The sequence below is a fragment of the Streptomyces sp. RKND-216 genome (assembly GCF_004795255.1).
Taxonomy (GTDB): Bacteria; Actinomycetota; Actinomycetes; order Streptomycetales; family Streptomycetaceae; genus Streptomyces; species Streptomyces hazeniae.
Window position 1 is genome coordinate 2,531,780 of the sequence record NZ_SSBQ01000002.1, and the last position, 16,408, is coordinate 2,548,187.

11 protein-coding genes and 1 tRNA gene are annotated in these 16,408 nt (G+C 72.5%); 4 read left to right on the forward strand and 8 right to left on the reverse strand.

The features are described from left to right. Positions 1-5: 5 nt before the first annotated feature. Positions 6-437 (reverse strand): VOC family protein, encoded by a 432-nt coding sequence (locus tag E4198_RS11215; RefSeq protein ID WP_136183027.1) that lies wholly within the window; start codon positions 435-437, stop codon positions 6-8. Positions 438-600: 163 nt separating this feature from the next. Between E4198_RS11215 and E4198_RS11220 the strand changes: the two genes are divergently transcribed. Both E4198_RS11220 and E4198_RS11225 read left to right on the forward strand, forming a co-directional pair. Then, the gene (locus tag E4198_RS11220; RefSeq protein ID WP_136183028.1) at positions 601-2,022 is read left to right on the forward strand and encodes an MFS transporter; all 1,422 of its coding nucleotides are present in this window, start codon (positions 601-603) and stop codon (positions 2,020-2,022) included. Then, positions 2,019-3,188 (forward strand): anhydro-N-acetylmuramic acid kinase, encoded by a 1,170-nt coding sequence (locus tag E4198_RS11225; RefSeq protein ID WP_281727976.1) that lies wholly within the window; start codon positions 2,019-2,021, stop codon positions 3,186-3,188. Before E4198_RS11220 ends, E4198_RS11225 begins: the two co-directional genes overlap by 4 nt. A 64-nt stretch (positions 3,189-3,252) precedes the next feature. On the opposite strand, the gene E4198_RS11230 is transcribed toward E4198_RS11225, so the two are convergent. Beyond that, positions 3,253-3,930, reverse strand: coding sequence for a helix-turn-helix transcriptional regulator (locus tag E4198_RS11230; RefSeq protein WP_136183030.1), 678 nt, complete (start codon positions 3,928-3,930; stop codon positions 3,253-3,255). Between the two features lie 274 nt (positions 3,931-4,204). On the opposite strand from E4198_RS11230, the gene E4198_RS11235 reads away from it, so the two are divergent. Beyond that, positions 4,205-5,650, forward strand: coding sequence for an NCS2 family permease (locus E4198_RS11235; protein ID WP_136183031.1), 1,446 nt, complete (start codon positions 4,205-4,207; stop codon positions 5,648-5,650). 114 nt (positions 5,651-5,764) lie between these two features. Here E4198_RS11235 and katG read toward each other — a convergent pair whose 3' ends face one another. Then, a complete protein-coding gene (katG, locus tag E4198_RS11240) occupies positions 5,765-7,999 on the reverse strand; it encodes a catalase/peroxidase HPI (protein WP_136183032.1) in 2,235 nt (744 codons plus the stop codon). Positions 8,000-8,140: 141 nt separating this feature from the next. On the opposite strand from katG, the gene E4198_RS11245 reads away from it, so the two are divergent. Then, positions 8,141-8,557, forward strand: a complete 417-nt coding sequence (locus E4198_RS11245; protein WP_136183033.1) for a transcriptional repressor — start codon at positions 8,141-8,143, stop codon at positions 8,555-8,557. Positions 8,558-8,568: 11 nt separating this feature from the next. Here E4198_RS11245 and E4198_RS11250 read toward each other — a convergent pair whose 3' ends face one another. The 5 genes from E4198_RS11250 to tmk form a co-directional block, all read right to left on the reverse strand. Then, positions 8,569-9,546: a TIGR00341 family protein gene (locus E4198_RS11250; protein WP_247597632.1), complete on the reverse strand. Its 978-nt coding sequence runs from the start codon at positions 9,544-9,546 to the stop codon at positions 8,569-8,571. A 466-nt stretch (positions 9,547-10,012) separates the two neighbouring features. Beyond that, positions 10,013-10,086 (reverse strand) — tRNA-Thr (locus E4198_RS11255). Positions 10,087-10,180: 94 nt separating this feature from the next. Then, positions 10,181-11,776, reverse strand: a complete 1,596-nt coding sequence (locus tag E4198_RS11260; RefSeq protein WP_136183035.1) for an alpha/beta hydrolase — start codon at positions 11,774-11,776, stop codon at positions 10,181-10,183. Positions 11,777-11,859: 83 nt separating this feature from the next. Beyond that, positions 11,860-13,068 carry a DNA polymerase III subunit delta' gene (locus tag E4198_RS11265; protein ID WP_136183036.1) on the reverse strand — a complete coding sequence of 403 codons (1,209 nt, stop codon included), beginning with the start codon at positions 13,066-13,068 and terminating at the stop codon, positions 11,860-11,862. Between the two features lie 333 nt (positions 13,069-13,401). After that, positions 13,402-16,389 carry a dTMP kinase gene (tmk, locus tag E4198_RS11270; RefSeq protein ID WP_136183037.1) on the reverse strand — a complete coding sequence of 996 codons (2,988 nt, stop codon included), beginning with the start codon at positions 16,387-16,389 and terminating at the stop codon, positions 13,402-13,404. Between the last annotated feature and the right edge of the window lie 19 nt (positions 16,390-16,408).

Below are 16,408 nucleotides of genomic sequence, written 5' to 3' on the forward strand. Positions count from 1 at the left end.
CCGGGTCAGACGGCGAAGACCTGGGTGTCGTCGGCGAATGCCTTGAACTCCAGCGCGTTCCCGGCCGGGTCGTGCAGGAACATCGTCCACTGCTCGCCCGGCCGCCCCGCGAAGCGGAGGTAGGGCTCGATCACGAACGCGGTGCCGGCCGCGCGCAGGCGCTCGGCGAGGGCGTGGAAGGCGTCGACCGTCAGGAGCAGCCCGAAGTGCGGGACGGGGACGTCGTGGCCGTCCACAGGGTTGTGGGCACCGCGCGGGGCACCGGGGGCGAGGTGGGTCACGAACTGGTGGCCGTGCAGGTTCCAGTCCACCCAGGTCTCCTCGCTGCGACCCTGCTCCAGGCCGAGCACGCCGCCGTAGAAGCGGCGGGCGGCCTCCAGGTCGTCGACCGGAACGGCCAGGTGGAACCGCGGGATCGGGGAATCGGGAACGCTCACGTTGCTGCCGTCCTTCCGTCACGTCTGCGTACAGCGGGGCTGCCCCGCGCCTGAAGGGTACGTCCGTCCCCTTGACCCGCCCGCCGCGAATTGGTCTACTCCACCCCCGGGGGGTCACCGTCGATCACACCGCCCCGCCGCGGGCACCGGAAGAGGTCCAGCCATGCCGTCCACCCCACCGGCCGCCGCCCCGCCGCACCCCCCGTCACCACCCCGCCGGGCACTCGTCGCCGGGTCCGTCGGCAACTTCGTCGAGTGGTACGAGTTCGGCGTCTACGGATACTTCGCGACCATCATCGCGGCGAACTTCTTCAGCACGGACGGCGCGAGCGACCTCGAGTCGCTGGTCAAGACGTATGCGTCGTTCGCCATCGCCTTCTTCTTCCGGCCCGTCGGCGCGGCGCTCTTCGGCCGGATCGGCGACCGCATCGGACGCCGGCCGACGCTGATCATGGTGCTGATGCTGATGACCGTCTCCACCACCCTGATCGGCGTCCTGCCCACCTACGCCACGGTGGGCGCGGCCGCCCCCGTGCTGCTGACGCTGCTGCGCATCCTCCAGGGCCTGTCCGCGGGCGGCGAGTTCGGCGGCGCCGTGTCCGTCATGACGGAGTTCGCGCCGCCGGGCAGGCGTGGCCTGTACGGCGCGTGGCAGTCGTTCACCGTCGGCCTCGGCCTGCTCGCCGGCGCCGGCATGGCCGCCGTCCTGGCCACCGTGATGAGTGCGGGAGCCCTGAACGACTGGGGCTGGCGCCTGCCGTTCCTGCTGACGCTGCCGCTGGGCGGCGTCGCCCTGTGGGTGCGGCTGAAGCTGGACGAGACACCCGAGTTCGTCCGCGAGCACGGCGCCGCCGGGGCGCCGGGCGTGCCGCCGACCACACCGCCGCCCGCGCCGAAGCCGTCCACGGGGCAGACCGCGAAGGCCATCCTGCTGGGTGCCGGGCGCCTCATGGGCTGGTCCGCGGCCGGCTACACCTTCCTGGTCGTCATGCCGTCCTACCTCCAGGCCACCCTGAACGCCTCCTTCCAGCAGGCGCTGATCTCAAGCGTGGTGGCCAACGCCGGTTTCGCGGCGATGATCCTGCCCGCCGGCCGGCTGAGCGACCGCGTAGGCCGCCGGGCCGTGATGCTCACCGGCGCCGTCCTGATCGCGCTGCTGTCCTGGCCGCTGCTGAACCTGCTGCAGGACCCGGACTCCGGTTCCGTGGCGAAGGGCGTGGCGGTGTTCGCTGCGGGCGCGGCGGTCGGCATGCTGGCCGGTCCGGGGCCCGCCATGCTGTCGGAGATGTTCCCCACCTCCGTGCGCTACACCGGCCTCGGCCTGTCCTACGCCCTCTCCAACGCCGTGTTCTCCGGCAGCGCGGGCCTGATCATCACGGAGCTGGTGGCGAGCACCGGCGACGTCGACATCCCCGCCTACTACGCCGCGGCGACCTGTGCCGTCAGTGCCCTCGCGCTGTGGACCCTGCGCGGCGACGACCACCTGCGCCCGCTGCGCCGGACGGCCGCCGCCGAGTTGGCAGGGGCTCCGCCCGGGGCCGCGCCCGGGGCCGAGGCGGAGACGACCGGGAAGACGGCCGGGTGAGGCGCGTCATCGGCCTCATGTCCGGCACCTCGCACGACGGCATCGACGCCGCCGCAGCAGACCTGGGCCTGGAGGGCGACACCCTGGTACTGCGCCCGCTGGGCATGCTCACCGAGACCTACGACGACGCCCTGCGCGAAGGGCTGGCCGCCGCACTGCCCCCGTCCCGCACCACGCTGCACGACGTGTGCCGCCTGGACACCGGCATCGGCCGGGCGTTCGCCCGCACCGCCCGCCGGGCGAACACGGAGCTGTGCGACGGACGTGCCGAACTGGCCGTCTCGCACGGCCAGACCGTCTACCACTGGGTGGACGACGGCAGGGTGCACGGCACCCTCCAGCTCGGCGAACCGGCGTGGATCGCCGAGCACGCCGGCCTGCCCGTGCTGTCGGGTCTGCGCACCCGGGACGTGGCCGCGGGCGGGCAGGGCGCCCCGCTGGTCAGCATGGTCGACGCGCTGTGGCTCGCAGGACGCCCGGGACGTCCCGTCGCCCTCAACCTGGGCGGAATCGCCAACCTGACGGTGATCCGAGACGGGGTGCCGCTGGCCTTCGACACCGGCCCGGCCAACGCCCTCCTCGACGCCGCCGTCGCCCACGCCACGGACGGCCGCCTCGGCTACGATGCCGACGGCGCGCTGGCCGCCCGCGGCCACGTCGAAGAGGGCCTGCTCGACGCCCTGCTGGCCGAGCCGTACTACGCCCGGCCCGCCCCCAAGACCACCGGCAAGGAACTGTTCCACCTCCCCTACCTGCACCGGGCGCTGGACGGCCGGGACGTCCCCACCGAGGACCTGGCAGCCACGCTCACCGCTCTCACCGCCCGCACCGTGGCCGACGCGGTGCGGGACGTGGGCGGCGACCAGGTGATCGCCTCCGGGGGCGGCACCCGCAACCCGGAGCTGATGCGGGCACTGCGCCGCGAACTGGGCTCGGGGACGCCGGTGCACACGTCCGACGAACTGGGCCTTCCGTCGGCGGCGAAGGAGGCGTACGCCTTCGCGGTCCTCGGCTGGCTGAGCGCGCACGGGCTTCCCGGCACTCTCCCGCCCTGCACCGGCGCCCGCCGGGCCACCGTGCTGGGCTCGCTCACCCCGGGCCCGGACGGCTTCCCCGCACCGGCACGCCCCGCCACCGCACCCCGCCGCCTGCACGTCCGCAGGTGAACGGCGGGGCCCCGGTGCGCCCGCCTGCCGTGGGCCCGCCGGGGAGCCGCGCGGCCGGGGCGACTCAGCCGCGGTCGGCGAGCTTGTCCCAGAAGTGCTGCACGATGTCGTCGAGGTAGCGCCGCCCCAGCTCGCCGGAGGCGGCGCTACCGGCTCTGCTGAGGGTGGCGGCCATCAGGCCCTGGTACTCCTGGTGCATGGCGCGCAGGGGTTCCTTCAGGTCGCGCTTGTCCAGGGAGATCAGCTTGGCGATCGCGCGGATGTGGGCCTGCCAGCGCGTCGTGACGGCCTCGGTGAGGAGGCCGGCAAGCTCGCCCTCCAGACCCGTGACGGCGATGTGGTCGGGGACCGGAAGGTCGAGCAGGGTGCCGAGTTTCGCGGACTGCCGTTCGTCACCGGCCCAGCGGCCGGTCTCCTCCATGTGGCGGTAGGCGTCGAGCGGGACGCCGGTGAAGCCGGCCACGTCCTCGGCGGCGAGTCCACGTGCCAGACGGTGTTCCAGCAGAGTGCGGGGACGCCCCATCAGTTCACCCGGCGCACACCACAGGGCGCCCGCGAGGGCCGTGAGTTCGTTCGCCGACGGCAGGGCCTCACCGCGCTCCCACGCGGCGATGTGGCCGGGGCTGACGTGGACGAGACCGTAGGAGGCGCGCATGCCGTGGGCGACGTGGCCGTGGGCCATCCCGAGTTTCTCGCGCAGGGTGCGGGCTGCGCGCGCGTCGAAGGGGATCGGTGGATGCACGCGCTGAGAGTAGGGAGTCACCGACGGCCACTCCACTGCCGCTGTCGCCCCCTTCCCGCTATAGCGGGATAGGTCTTCACCGATTCTGTAGGAAGCGACAGGGATGGCGCGGCGACGTCGACTAGGGGATTCCGCAAGACAATTGTGAACGTGCCCCTGCCACGCGAGATCCCCTCGCATGGTGCGGCATGGGTGTACGTGCCCTCGCCGTCATTCCCCCGGCAGCACCACCCTGCTTTCCCCTTTCTCACGAGCAGGTCCAGGAGACCCAGCAATGCAGACCAGCACCACGACCAAGAACGAGGCGCCACCCTCCGGAGGCGGTGGCGCGGTGGACCGCTTCTTCCGCATCAGCGAACGCGGTTCGACCTACGCACGGGAGATACGCGGCGGCCTCGCCACCTTCTTCACGATGGCGTACATCCTCGTGCTCAACCCCATCATCCTCGGAAGTGCCGAGGACAAGTTCGGCGAGCAGCTCGACCCGACCCAACTCGCCACCGCCACGGCACTTGTGGCCGCCGTGATGACCGTGATCATGGGCGTCGGCGGCAATCTACCACTCGCCCTGGCCGCGGGCCTCGGCCTCAACGCCGTCGTCGCCTTCCAGGTCGCGCCCCTGATGAGCTGGGACGACGCGATGGGCCTCATCGTCCTGGAGGGCCTGCTGATCTGCGTGCTGGTCCTGACGGGACTGCGCGAGGCGGTCATGCACGCCATCCCGCAGGCCCTCAAACAGGCGATCAGCGTGGGCATCGGTCTGTTCATCGCCCTGATCGGCTTCGTCGACGCGGGCTTCGTCACGCGCATCCCGGACGCGGCGAACACCACCGTGCCCGTCCAGCTCGGCACCGGCAACCTCACCGGCTGGCCGATGCTCGTCTTCTGCCTCGGCGTGCTCCTGACGGTCGTCCTGCTCGCCCGCAAGGTGAAGGGCGCCATCCTCATCAGCATCGTCCTGATGACCGTCCTCGCCGTCGTCATCAACGAGCTGGCCACGGTAACGAACTGGGGCCTCACCTCGCCGACGCTGCCCGACGGCCCCGTCGCGGCCCCCGACTTCGGGCTGCTCGGCGAGTTCGACGTGTTCGGGGCATTCGGACAGGTCAGCATTCTGACGGTGGTCCTGCTGGTCTTCACGCTCATCCTGTCGGACTTCTTCGACACCATGGGCACCGTCGTCGGCGTCACCGCCGAGGCCGGACTCCTCGACGAGCGCGGCCAGGTCCCCGGCCTGGGCCGGGTGCTGCTCATCGACGGCGCGGCCGCGGTCGCCGGCGGTGCGTCCTCCGCCTCGTCCGCCACGACCTACATCGAGTCCGCCGCGGGTGTCGGCGAAGGCGCACGGACCGGCTTCGCCAGCGTCGTGACCGGTGGCCTGTTCACCCTCGCCCTCTTCCTCACCCCGCTGCTGACCATCGTGCCGCTCCAGGCCGCCTCCCCCGCCCTGGTCGCGGTCGGCTTCCTGATGATGACGCAGGTCCGGCACATCGACTGGGACCGCTTCGAGCTGGCCATCCCGGCGTTCCTGACCATCGCCGTCATGCCGTTCACCTACTCCATCACCAACGGTATCGGCGCCGGCTTCATCGCCTACGTGGTCATCAAGGCGTGCCTGGGCAAGGCACGCGAGGTGCACTGGCTGCTCTGGGGCACCGCCGCGCTGTTCCTCGTGTACTTCGCCATCGACCCCGTCAAGCAGGCCCTCGGCCTGTCCTAGCACCCCTCTGCCCCTCACCACCGGGACGCCGGACGCCCCCGGGAAGGCGACTTCCCGGGGGCGTCCTGTGCGAGCGGTGCGACCTGCCGCCCGTCGACCCGTCGGCCTGTGCGATCAGGCGAGGTCGAACCGGTCGAGGTTCATCACCTTGTCCCATGCCGCGACGAAATCCGTCACGAACTTCTCGTTCGCGTCGTCGCTCGCGTACACCTCCGCGAGCGCGCGCAGCTCGGAGTTGGAGCCGAACACGAGGTCCGCGCGGGTGCCGGTCCACCGAACCTTCCCGGAGGCGGCGTCGCGGCCCTCGAACTCCCGCTGGTCCTCCGACGTCGCCTTCCACTCCGTGCCCAGATCGAGCAGGTTGACGAAGAAGTCGTTCGTCAGCCGGCCGGGCGTGCCGGTGAACACGCCGTGCTGCGACTGCCCGTGGTTGGCGCCGAGGACGCGGAGGCCGCCGACGAGAACGGTCATCTCCGGCGCGCTGAGGGTCAGCAGGTTCGCCCGGTCGATCAGCAGGTACTCGGCGGGCAGCTGCCGGTTGGCCTTGCCCTGGTAGTTGCGGAACCCGTCGGCGGCCGGCTCCATCTCGGCAAACGAGTCGATGTCGGTCTGCTCCTGGGTCGCGTCGCTGCGTCCCGGCGTGAACGGCACCCGGACGTCGTGACCCGCGTCCTTCGCCGCCTTCTCCACGCCGGCGCATCCGGCGAGCACGATCAGGTCGGCCAGCGAGATCTGCTTGCCGCCGCTCTGCGCGGCGTTGAAGGACTGCTGGATCTCCTCCAGCGTGCCCAGCACGGTCGACAACTGCTCCGGGTCGTTGACCTCCCAGCCGCGCTGCGGCTCCAGGCGGATGCGGGCGCCGTTGCCGCCACCGCGCATGTCGCTGCCCCGGAAGGAGGCCGCCGACGCCCACGCCGTGGCCACCAGCTGGGACACCGTCAGGCCCGAGTCCAGCACCTTGCCCTTGAGGGCGGCGACGTCCTCGGCGTCCACGAGCGCGTGCGTCACCGCGGGCACCGGGTCCTGCCAAACCAGCGTCTCGGACGGGACCTCCGGGCCGAGGTAGCGCTGGACCGGCCCCATGTCGCGGTGGGTCAGTTTGAACCAGGCACGGGCGAACGCGTCCGCGAACTCCTGCGGGTTCTCCTTGAAGCGCCGCGAGATCGGCTCGTACACCGGGTCGAAGCGGAGCGACAGGTCGGTCGTCAGCATCGTCGGGGCGTGGCTCTTCGACGCGTCGTGGGCGTCGGGCACAGTGCCCGCGCCCGCGCCGTCCTTCGGCCGCCACTGGTTGGCCCCCGCCGGGCTCTGGAACAGCTCCCACTCGTATCCGAACAGGATCTCGAAGAAGCTGTTGTCCCAGGTCGTCGGGGTGTCGGTCCAAATGCCCTCGAGACCGCTGGTGATCGCGTCGGCACCCTTGCCGGTGCCGTGCGTGCTCCGCCATCCGAAGCCCATCTCCTCCATCCCGGCGGCCTCCGGGTCCGGGCCGACCCGGTCCGCCGGGCCCGCACCGTGGGTCTTGCCGAAGGTGTGGCCGCCGGCGATGAGCGCGACCGTCTCCTCGTCGTTCATCGCCATCCGGCGGAACGTCTCACGGATGTCGCGCGCCGCGGCCAGCGGGTCCGGGTTGCCGTTCGGGCCCTCCGGGTTGACGTAGATCAGGCCCATCTGGACCGCGCCCAGCGGGCTCTCCAGATCGCGGTCGCCGGTGTAGCGCTCGTCGCCCAGCCAGGTGGACTCCGGGCCCCAGTACACGTCCTCCTCGGGCTCCCACACGTCCTCGCGTCCGCCGGCGAAGCCGAAGGTCTCGAAGCCCATCGACTCCAGGGCGACGTTGCCCGCGAGAATCATCAGGTCGGCCCACGACAGGGCCTGGCCGTACTTCTTCTTCACCGGCCAGAGCAGGCGGCGCGCCTTGTCCAGGTTGCCGTTGTCCGGCCAGCTGTTCAGCGGCGCGAAGCGCTGCTGACCCGTACCGCCGCCACCGCGCCCGTCGCTGACCCGGTAGGTGCCGGCGCTGTGCCACGCCATCCGGATGAGGAACGGGCCGTAGTGCCCGAAGTCCGCCGGCCACCAGTCGTGCGAGGTCGTCATGACCTCGGTCAGGTCCCGCTTCACGGCGGCGAGGTCGAGACTCTGGAACGCCTCGGCGTAGTCGAAGTCCTCCCCCAGCGGATTCGCGACCGCGGGGTTCTGGGCAAGGATCTTCAGGTTGAGCCGCTCGGGCCACCACTGGCGGTTTCCACCGCCCTGGGTTGGGTGCGGCGCCCGCCCGTGCGCGACCGGACAGCCACCCCCGCCCTCCGTCTTCGCGTCTGTGACGATTGCCTCGTGGTTCTCGGACATGGGAATCCTTCCGGTGCAGGCGGCCCCTGGGCTCCTCGGCTGTCGCCGGACCCGATCCTATGGTGGACGGGGTCCAAGTCAATACACATCCCAGACGCGTACGTCTTCAATTCCTCGACGCGACGCTGCTAGGTTGCGCCCATGAGTGACCTGCTGGGACGGCTTCGAGCACGTGGCTGGCGGATGACCGCTCAACGCCGGGTGGTCGCCGAGGTACTCGACGGCGACCACATCCACCTCACCGCGGACGAGGTACTGTCGCGCGCGACCGCGCGTCTTCCGGAGATCTCCCGCGCCACCGTCTACAACGCGCTCGGCGAACTCGTCTCCCTCGGCGAGGTGCTCGAGGTCGTCGACGGCCGCGCCAAGCGCTACGACCCCAACGCCCGCCCCCACCACCACCTGACCTGCTCGGCCTGCGGCACCATCCGCGACGTCCACCCCGCCGGCGACCCCCTCGACCTCCTCCCCGCCGCCGAACGCCACGGCTTCCAGGTCACCACCGCCGAGATCACCTTCCGCGGCCGCTGCCCCACCTGCACCACCGCCCCCGGCTGACCGCCCCGCGCTCAGCCACCGACCCGCCCCGCATCGACCAGCCGGCCGCGTTCCACCTCCACCAGCACCGGCACGCCGTCCGGCAGCTGCCCCGCGAGGCGGTCGAGCAGACCACCCACCGGGGGCAGCTCGCCGGGGAGACGGACGTGGATGCGCATCGTTCGGGACGTCGTGTCCACCACGGTGACCGACGCGCCCGGCACGTCGGCCAGCCACTGCTCCGCTGCCTGCTTCGCCTTCCCCCGCCAGACGTCGAGCAGAAGGGTGAGTGCGGTGTTCGCCGCCAGCGGCACGAAGACGACGGCGAACAGCAGGGACATGGCGACGTACGCCCGCCGAGCGGGCCGTCCGGTCGCCCGGACCTCGCCGCGACCGTAGCCCAGAGCGGCGAACACCACCATCCCTCCGAAGACCAGCGCGAAAAGGTTGGACAGGAAGAGCACCAGCGCCCCCAGCGCCAACCACCCCTCCAAACGCCCGAGGCACACGCCGGCCACCACCAGCGGCGGCACCAGGGAGATCGCGATCGCGACTCCGGGAAGCACGGCGGCGACGTCCCGCCGCGCGAGGGCCACCGCTCCGGCGAAGCCCGTCGCCAACGCGGCGACCAGATCCATCAGCCCCGGGGACGTCCGCGACGCGACCTGGCTGTTTCCCAGCAGGGCATAGTGATCGGGCAGCACCACGGAGAACACGGCACCGAGCGCGACCACCAGCAGGCAGGCGAACAGCACGAGCCTCGCCGCTCCGTTCCGGCGGCGTTGCACCGATCCCAGAGCGACGCCCATGATCGGCGTCGACAGCGGCGCGATGATCATCGCGCCGATCACGGTTGCCGTCGAGTCCGTGATCACCCCTCCCGCCGCGATGACCCCCGACAGAAACAGCATCGCCCAGAACGCCGACCTCTTGGCCCGGCTGTCCCCGGACGACAGGTCCAGATCCTCTGCCAGCTCCTCCAGAGAACGGCGCTGGGAATCGGGCAACACCCGGGCTCGGACTCCACTGAGCATGCTCTTCGCCTATCACAGCCGGCACCCGCCGGCGCACCTCACGCGGCGCGCAACACGCAGGTTCACCACCATGGCTTCCGAATCACCCCGCGCGTGAACGCGACCGTCGGCGTCCGAGCGCCCTGCCGCCGTCGGGAAGGCCGAAATGCCACCCTCGCGTGCGTGCTCCACCTCGGTAGAGCGACCGCAGCCCGGCTTCGAGCGCGATGCACGAGTCTGGCCGGCCCTGCCGCCCGGCAGCTCACTCCTACTGCACCACGACCGCTAGCGGATCGCTCCGACCGGCTCCGACCGGCGCTGGCCGATGTCCGGGGCTGGCCGGTCGGAGCGAGAACGCCACCGGCGGCCGGAGCCGGAGAAGGCTCGCGGCTTCCCGACCCCTCCATGCCCCCTGCAGCAGAAAACCCCAGGTCAGAGAGGAATCTGACCTGGGGTTCAAGTGAGCCGCCTAGGGGAGTCGAACCCCTGACCTACGCATTACGAGTGCGTCGCTCTGGCCGACTGAGCTAAGGCGGCGTGTGCTCGTGCCATGGTGGCGTGAGCAGCGGGATGAAGTCTACAGGGTTTGCCGGGATGCCCCGGACCGGGGGCACCCCGGGGGTGAGGGGTGTCAGGAGCAGCGCTTGCCCTCGGGCGGCATGTCGCCGTCGACGTAGTAGCGGGTGATCGCCTCGTCGATGCAGCGGCTGCCCTGCATGAAGGCGGTGTGGCCGTCGCCGTCGTAGGTCAGCAGGTCGGCGGTCTTCATCTGGCCGGCGAGGCCCTGGGCCCAGGCGTACGGGGTGGCCGGGTCGCGGGTGGTGCCGACGACGATCATGGGCGCCGCGCCGTTCGCCGCGATGCGGTGCGGCTCGCCCGTGTGCTCGACCTGCCAGTAGGCGCAGTTCAGCGAGGCCCAGGCGAAGGTGCGGCCGAAGACGGGGGACACCTTCTCGAAGGAGGCCACCCCGTCCCTGACCTCTGCCGGGCCGGAGAAGGCCGGCGGGAGGTCGAGGCAGTTCACGGCCGGGTTGGCGAACATGATGTTGCCGTAGGAGCCGTCGGCCGCGCGCTCGTAGTAGGCGTCGGCGAGGGCAAGCAGGCCAGCGCCGTCGCCTTCCATCCCGTCGGCGAGAGCGGCGCGCAGACGCGGCCAGTACACCTGTGTGTACATGGCCTGGATGACGCCCGTGGTGGCCAGCGACTCGGTCAGCGTGCGGGACTCGCCGGTCTCCAGCGGCTTGTCGTCGACCTTTTCGAAGAACGCGCCGAGTTTCTTGCCCGCCTGCCGGGTGGTGCCGTTGCCGAGCGGGCAGTTGCGCCGTTCGACACAGTCCTCGGCGAAGGCGCGGAAGGCGGTGGCGAAGCCGCCCGTCTGCTGCCGGTTGATGTCGACGGCCTCCAGCGAGGGGTCCATCGCGCCGTCGAGCACGAGGCGGCCGGTGCGGGAGGGGAAGAGGCCCGCGTAGGTCGCGCCCAGGTAGGTGCCATAGGAGGCGCCGTAGTAGTACAGCTTCTCGTCGCCCAGGGCGGCGCGCAGGACGTCCATGTCGCGGGCGACGTCGCGGGTGGAGACGTGCGCGAGGAGGCCGCTGGTGCGCTGCTCGCAGCCCTCGGCGAAGTTCTTGTACGCGGTGACCAGCTCGTCGACCTCGCCCGGGTCGTCGGGCGTCTGGTCGGTGCGGGTGTAGCCGTCCATCTCCCGGTCGGAGAGGCACTCGACGGGCTCGCTGCGTCCGACGCCGCGCGGGTCCATGCCGACGATGTCGTAGTTCTCGCGGAGTTCGGGCGGGAAGCCCACGGCAGCGGCCTGCTGCAGGTAGTCGATCGCGGACCCGCCCGGGCCGCCCGGGTTCACCATCAGGGAGCCGACGGGGTCGCCCCCGCCCGGCGCCTTCTTGCGGGACACAGCGAGTTGGAGGTCGGAGCCCGCGGAGGGGTCGTCGTAGTCCAGTGGCACGGTGAGGTTCGCGCACTCGAAGCCGATGGTGCCGCACTCGCCCCACTTCAGGTCCTGCTCGTAGTACGTCTGCAGGACGGCGGGGATCTTCTTCGGCAGGGGACGCAGCGGAGCAGCGTCACCGCCCGGTGGACGGGTGCTGGTGGGCAGCGGCTGCTTGCTCTCCGACTTGTCCGACCCGCCGTCATCCGAGGTGCAGCCGGAGATCAGCAGCGCGGCGCCGACCACGACGGCTGTGGAGGAACGGAGCACACGCCTGAATTCCATGACGAACGTTTCCCTTGGTTGGCGGCGGGTCGCGGGAGCGAACCGGATACGGGTCGATCTTCGGAGCGTATCCGGACAAGTGGTCAGCCCGCGCGCAGCGACATCGCCATGGCCTCCACCGCGAGCAGCGGCGCGACGTTGCGGTCCAGGGCCGTACGGCACTCCAGGATCGCCTCGATGCGGCGCAGCGTCTGCTCGGGCCGGGAGCTCGCGGCGAGCTGCGTGACGGCGTCGCCGGCCTCCTCGTCGGCGAGGGCCGCGGTCGAGCCGAACTGTCTGGCCAGCACGTCGCGGTAGAAGCCGGTCAGGTCGGTGAGGGCCAGGTCGAGGGAGTCGCGCTGGGTGCGGGTCGCACGGCGCTTCTGCCGGTCCTCGAGCTCCTTCATCGCGCCCGCGGTGCCGCGCGGCAGCCGCTTCCCCTCGGAGGCGCCGAGTGCGGTCCGCAGCTCCTCCGTCTCCTTCGCGTCGATCTCTTCCGCGGCCTGCTTGGCGTCCTCGGCTGCGGCGTCGACCAGTTCCTGGGCCGCCTTGAGCGCACCGCCGATGTCCGCGACGCGCTGCGGCAGGCGGAGCACCGCGGCGCGACGGGCGCGGGCCCGCTCGTCGGTCGCGAGGCGGCGCGCCCGGCCGATGTGCCCCTGAGTGGCGCGGGCGGCGGCCGCGGCCGGGCCCGGTTCGACGCCGTCCCGGCGGACCAGCATGTCCGCGACGGCGTCCACCGGCGGCGTACGGAGGGAGAGGGTGCGGCAACGGGAGCGGATGGTGGGCAGGACGTCCTCGGTGGACGGCGCGCACAGCAGCCACACGGTGCGCGACGCGGGCTCCTCGACGGCCTTCAGCAGCACGTTCCCCGCGCCCTCGGTGAGACGGTCGGCGTCCTCCAGCACGATCACCTGCCACCGTCCGCCGGCCGGCGACATCTGGGCGCGGCGCACCAGGTCGCGGGTCTCCTTGACGCCGATGGTGAGCAGGTCGGTTCGGACCACCTCGACGTCGGCGTGCGTGCCGACGAGGGAGGTGTGGCAGCCGTCGCAGAAGCCGCAGCCGGGCTGCCCGCCGAGGGCACGGTCCGGGCTGACGCACTGGAGCGCGGCGGCGAAGGCGCGGGCGGCGGTGGAACGGCCGCAGCCGGGCGGGCCGGTGAACAGCCAGGCGTGCGTCATGGCGGAGCCGGACAGGGCGACCGGCTCGCCGGTTGCCTCCGCGGTGACGTACGCGTCCGCGTCCCGGGCGGCGGCGGCAAGCTGCTCGACGGCCCGCGCCTGGCCGACGACGTCGTCCCAAACGGGCATGTGGGGCCGTCCTCTCCGCGACGTGCGCTGCGCTGTGCGGTTCCCATTGTGCGGGACGCCTGTGACAGCTCCTTGCCGGTGCCGGGAACATGCCCGGTCAGCCGGAACGACGCGCGGCGTCCGGCGGCCGCTTCCGGGGAGGGGAACGGCCGTGGGGGCGAAGGCGGACCCCGTCGGGGGCCACCGAACGGGCTCGTCCGCCCCGCGCCGCCGACGTGCTCTGCGGTTCACCGGCGTGGTGCAGGGTGCTCCCGTGCGTGCTCCCCGCCCGGCGTCCGCCGCGTACCGGTGGGGCGGAAGCGGGCGCGGTGTGCCACCGCTGCGGCCGCCGCGTCAGCGGTCGCCCCGGTCCTCGTCCTCGTCGCGCGAGCCGAGCAACTCGTCCGCGAGCGTCGGCATGTCGTCCAGCGGGGTCTCCTCCGCCCACTCGCGGCGCCGGCGGCGGCCCTTCCGCCCGCCGTTCTCCTGGCCGGACTCGTCCTCGACGCGCGGCATCTCCCGGGTGCGTTCGACCTGGGGGACCTCCGCGGTCTCCTCGTCCGGCGAGACGGCGGGGAGGACGGTTGTCTCGTCCTCGGCCGGCGCATCGGCCCCGGGCAGCTGCTGCGGGAGCTGGGTCGTCTCCTCGCTGTCCGGGTCGCCTTCGTGGGCCGGCCCGGACGCGGTGTCCTTGCGCATGTCGATACGCGGCATCGGGGCGGTCTCGGCGGCGTCCTCGCGGCGGGTGGATTCGGCCTCCCGTGCCTGCTCCGCCCGCATCAGCGACTCCTCCGCCTTGCGCTGCTTCTCCAGGCGGCGCTCCTCGGCCTCGGCACGGAGGCGGGTCTCCTCCTCCGCGAGCCGGCGACGGCGTTCCTCCTCCTCGCGGCGGGTGCGCTCCTCCGCCTCGCGGCGTTCGCGCTCCTCCTCCGCGCGACGGCGCTGCTCCTCGGCACGCCGCCGCGCCTCCGCCGCGCGGCGGGCCTCCTCCTGCTGCCGCTCCTGCTCCTCCTGGCGGCGCTTCTCCTCCGCCTCGGCCTCCCGGAGCCTGCGCAACTGCTCCTGCCGCTCCCGCTCCTGGCGCTCCTCCTCGGCCTTTCGGGCGGCCTCCTCCTCGGCGCGGCGGCGGGCCTCCTCCTCGGCCGCCCTGCGGGCGTCCTCGCGGGCCTGCACCTCCTGCTCGGAGAGCGGCAGCACCTGGTCCAGCCGGTGACGTACGACGGTGGTGACGGCCTCGGGCTCCTGACCGGCATCGACGACGACGTACCGGGCGGGGTCGGCAGCGGCCAGCGACAGGAAGCCGGAGCGGACGCGCTGGTGGAAGGCGTCCGGCTCGGACTCCAGCCGGTCCGGGGCCTCGGTGAAGCGTTCCCGCGCGGTCTGCGGCGAGATGTCGAGCAGGACGGTCAGGTGGGGCACCAGACCGTCCGTGGCCCAGCGGGAGATCCGTGCGATCTCGGTGGGCGAGAGGTCCCGTCCGGCGCCCTGGTAGGCGACGGAGGAGTCGATGTAGCGGTCGGAGAGGACGACGGCCCCGCGTTCGAGCGCGGGCCGGACGACGGTGTCGACGTGTTCGGCCCGGTCCGCCGCGTAGAGCAGTGCCTCGGCGCGGTCGGAGAGACCGGCGGAGGAGACGTCGAGCAGGATCGCGCGGAGCCGCTTGCCGATGGGAGTGGCGCCCGGCTCGCGGGTCACCACGACCTCGTGGCCCTTGCCGCGTATCCACTCCGCCAGCGCTTCGACCTGGGTCGACTTGCCGGCGCCGTCGCCGCCCTCGACGGCGATGAAGAAGCCGCGCGCGGCGGGCGCCTGGGTCGGCTGGGCACCGCGCAGGGCTTCCCGCAGGTCGCGGCGGAGCGGCACGCCGTGGCGGTCGTCGGTGCGGCCGAGCACGACGGCGGCGACCGGCAGCAGCAGGGCGCCGGCGAGCATCAGCACGAACGCGGCGCCGTCGTGCTCGAAGACGAAGTCGGCGGCCTGCACGCGGTGCGGGCCGATGAACGCGGCCAGCACGGGTGCGACGACCGCGGCCAGCGCCACCGTGACGCGGACGACGGCCTGAAGGTGCGCGGTGAGTCGGGCGCGGCGGGGCTCCTCGGTCTCCTGGTCCAGCAGGGTGTGGCCGGTGTGCGCGGCGACGCCCGCGGCGAGGCCGGAGAGCAGAGCCAGGCCGAGCATCGTCGCGGTGTCCGGCGTGAGGCCCGTCGCGAGCAGCGCCACGCCGGTGACGGCGACGGCGACGGCGAACAGGCGGCGGCGGGACAGGGCGGACAGCACGCGTGGGGCGAGCCGGATGCCGAAGGCGGTGCCGCCGGTGAGCGCGAGCACCAGCAGGCCGAACGCCACCGGGCCGCCGCCCAGGCTGGCGGCTTCCAGCGCGGCCACGGAGACGGCTGCGCCGATGGCGCCGGCGATCGCCGCGCAGCCGAGGACGAGCAGGGGGACCGCGCCCGTGCGGCCCTTCTCCCGGGCGTCGTCCCTGCGCGGGCGGCGCAGGCCCTGGAGGGGCGAACGGGGGCGCGCCGTCGCGGAGTCGGGAAGTTCGAGGAAGGCCAGGACGGACAGCGAACCGGCGAAGAGACCGGCCGCGACGTACCCGGCGAGCGCTGCCTGGTGGGTGGTGAACCAGCCGATGCCGGAACCGAGCAGATTGGAGACGAGCGTGATCACCACCAGCCCAGCGGCGGCGATGGGGAAGGCGACGAAGCCGGTGCGCGTCCACAGGCGGCGCAGCGCGTCGGCGTGGTCGGGCAGCGGGCGCACGGCGGCGCCCTCCGGCGGGGGCGCAGGCAGCAGCGCGGGAGCGGTGCTGTCCTTGGCCACGGCGAACACGCGCTCCGCGGCGCCGGTGACGAAGACGGTCGCCAGGATCGCGACGAAGGCGGTCCTCGGCACCCAGTCGTTCCACAGCGGGGCGATGATCAGCACGACCGCACGCAGCCCGTCGGCGACCATCATCGTCCAGCGCCGGTCCAGGGGGCCGCCGGAGGCGGTGAGCGAAGAGAGCGGACCAAGCAGCACGGCGCCGAAGAGCAGGGTGGCCAGCAGGCGTGCCCCGAAAACGGCGGCCACGACGAAGGCGACCCCGCGGTAGCCGCCGCCGAAGACCGGGTCGCCGCCGACGACGGGGGCGATCGCGGCGGCCTTGAGTGCGAGCAGCAACAGGACCAGCAGTCCGAGGACATCGGCGACGCCGCCGGTGAACTGGGCGCTCCACAACCGCCGTAGCGGGCCGTAGCGAAGAAGTGCGCCGACGGCACGCTCGCGTGAGTCCGCGGCGAGGGCGTCGTCCGCGGCGGAGTTGTCCGTGTCCACGCCAGTCGGCTGCTCTGAACGCGTCATCCTGCCAGCGTATAGGGCG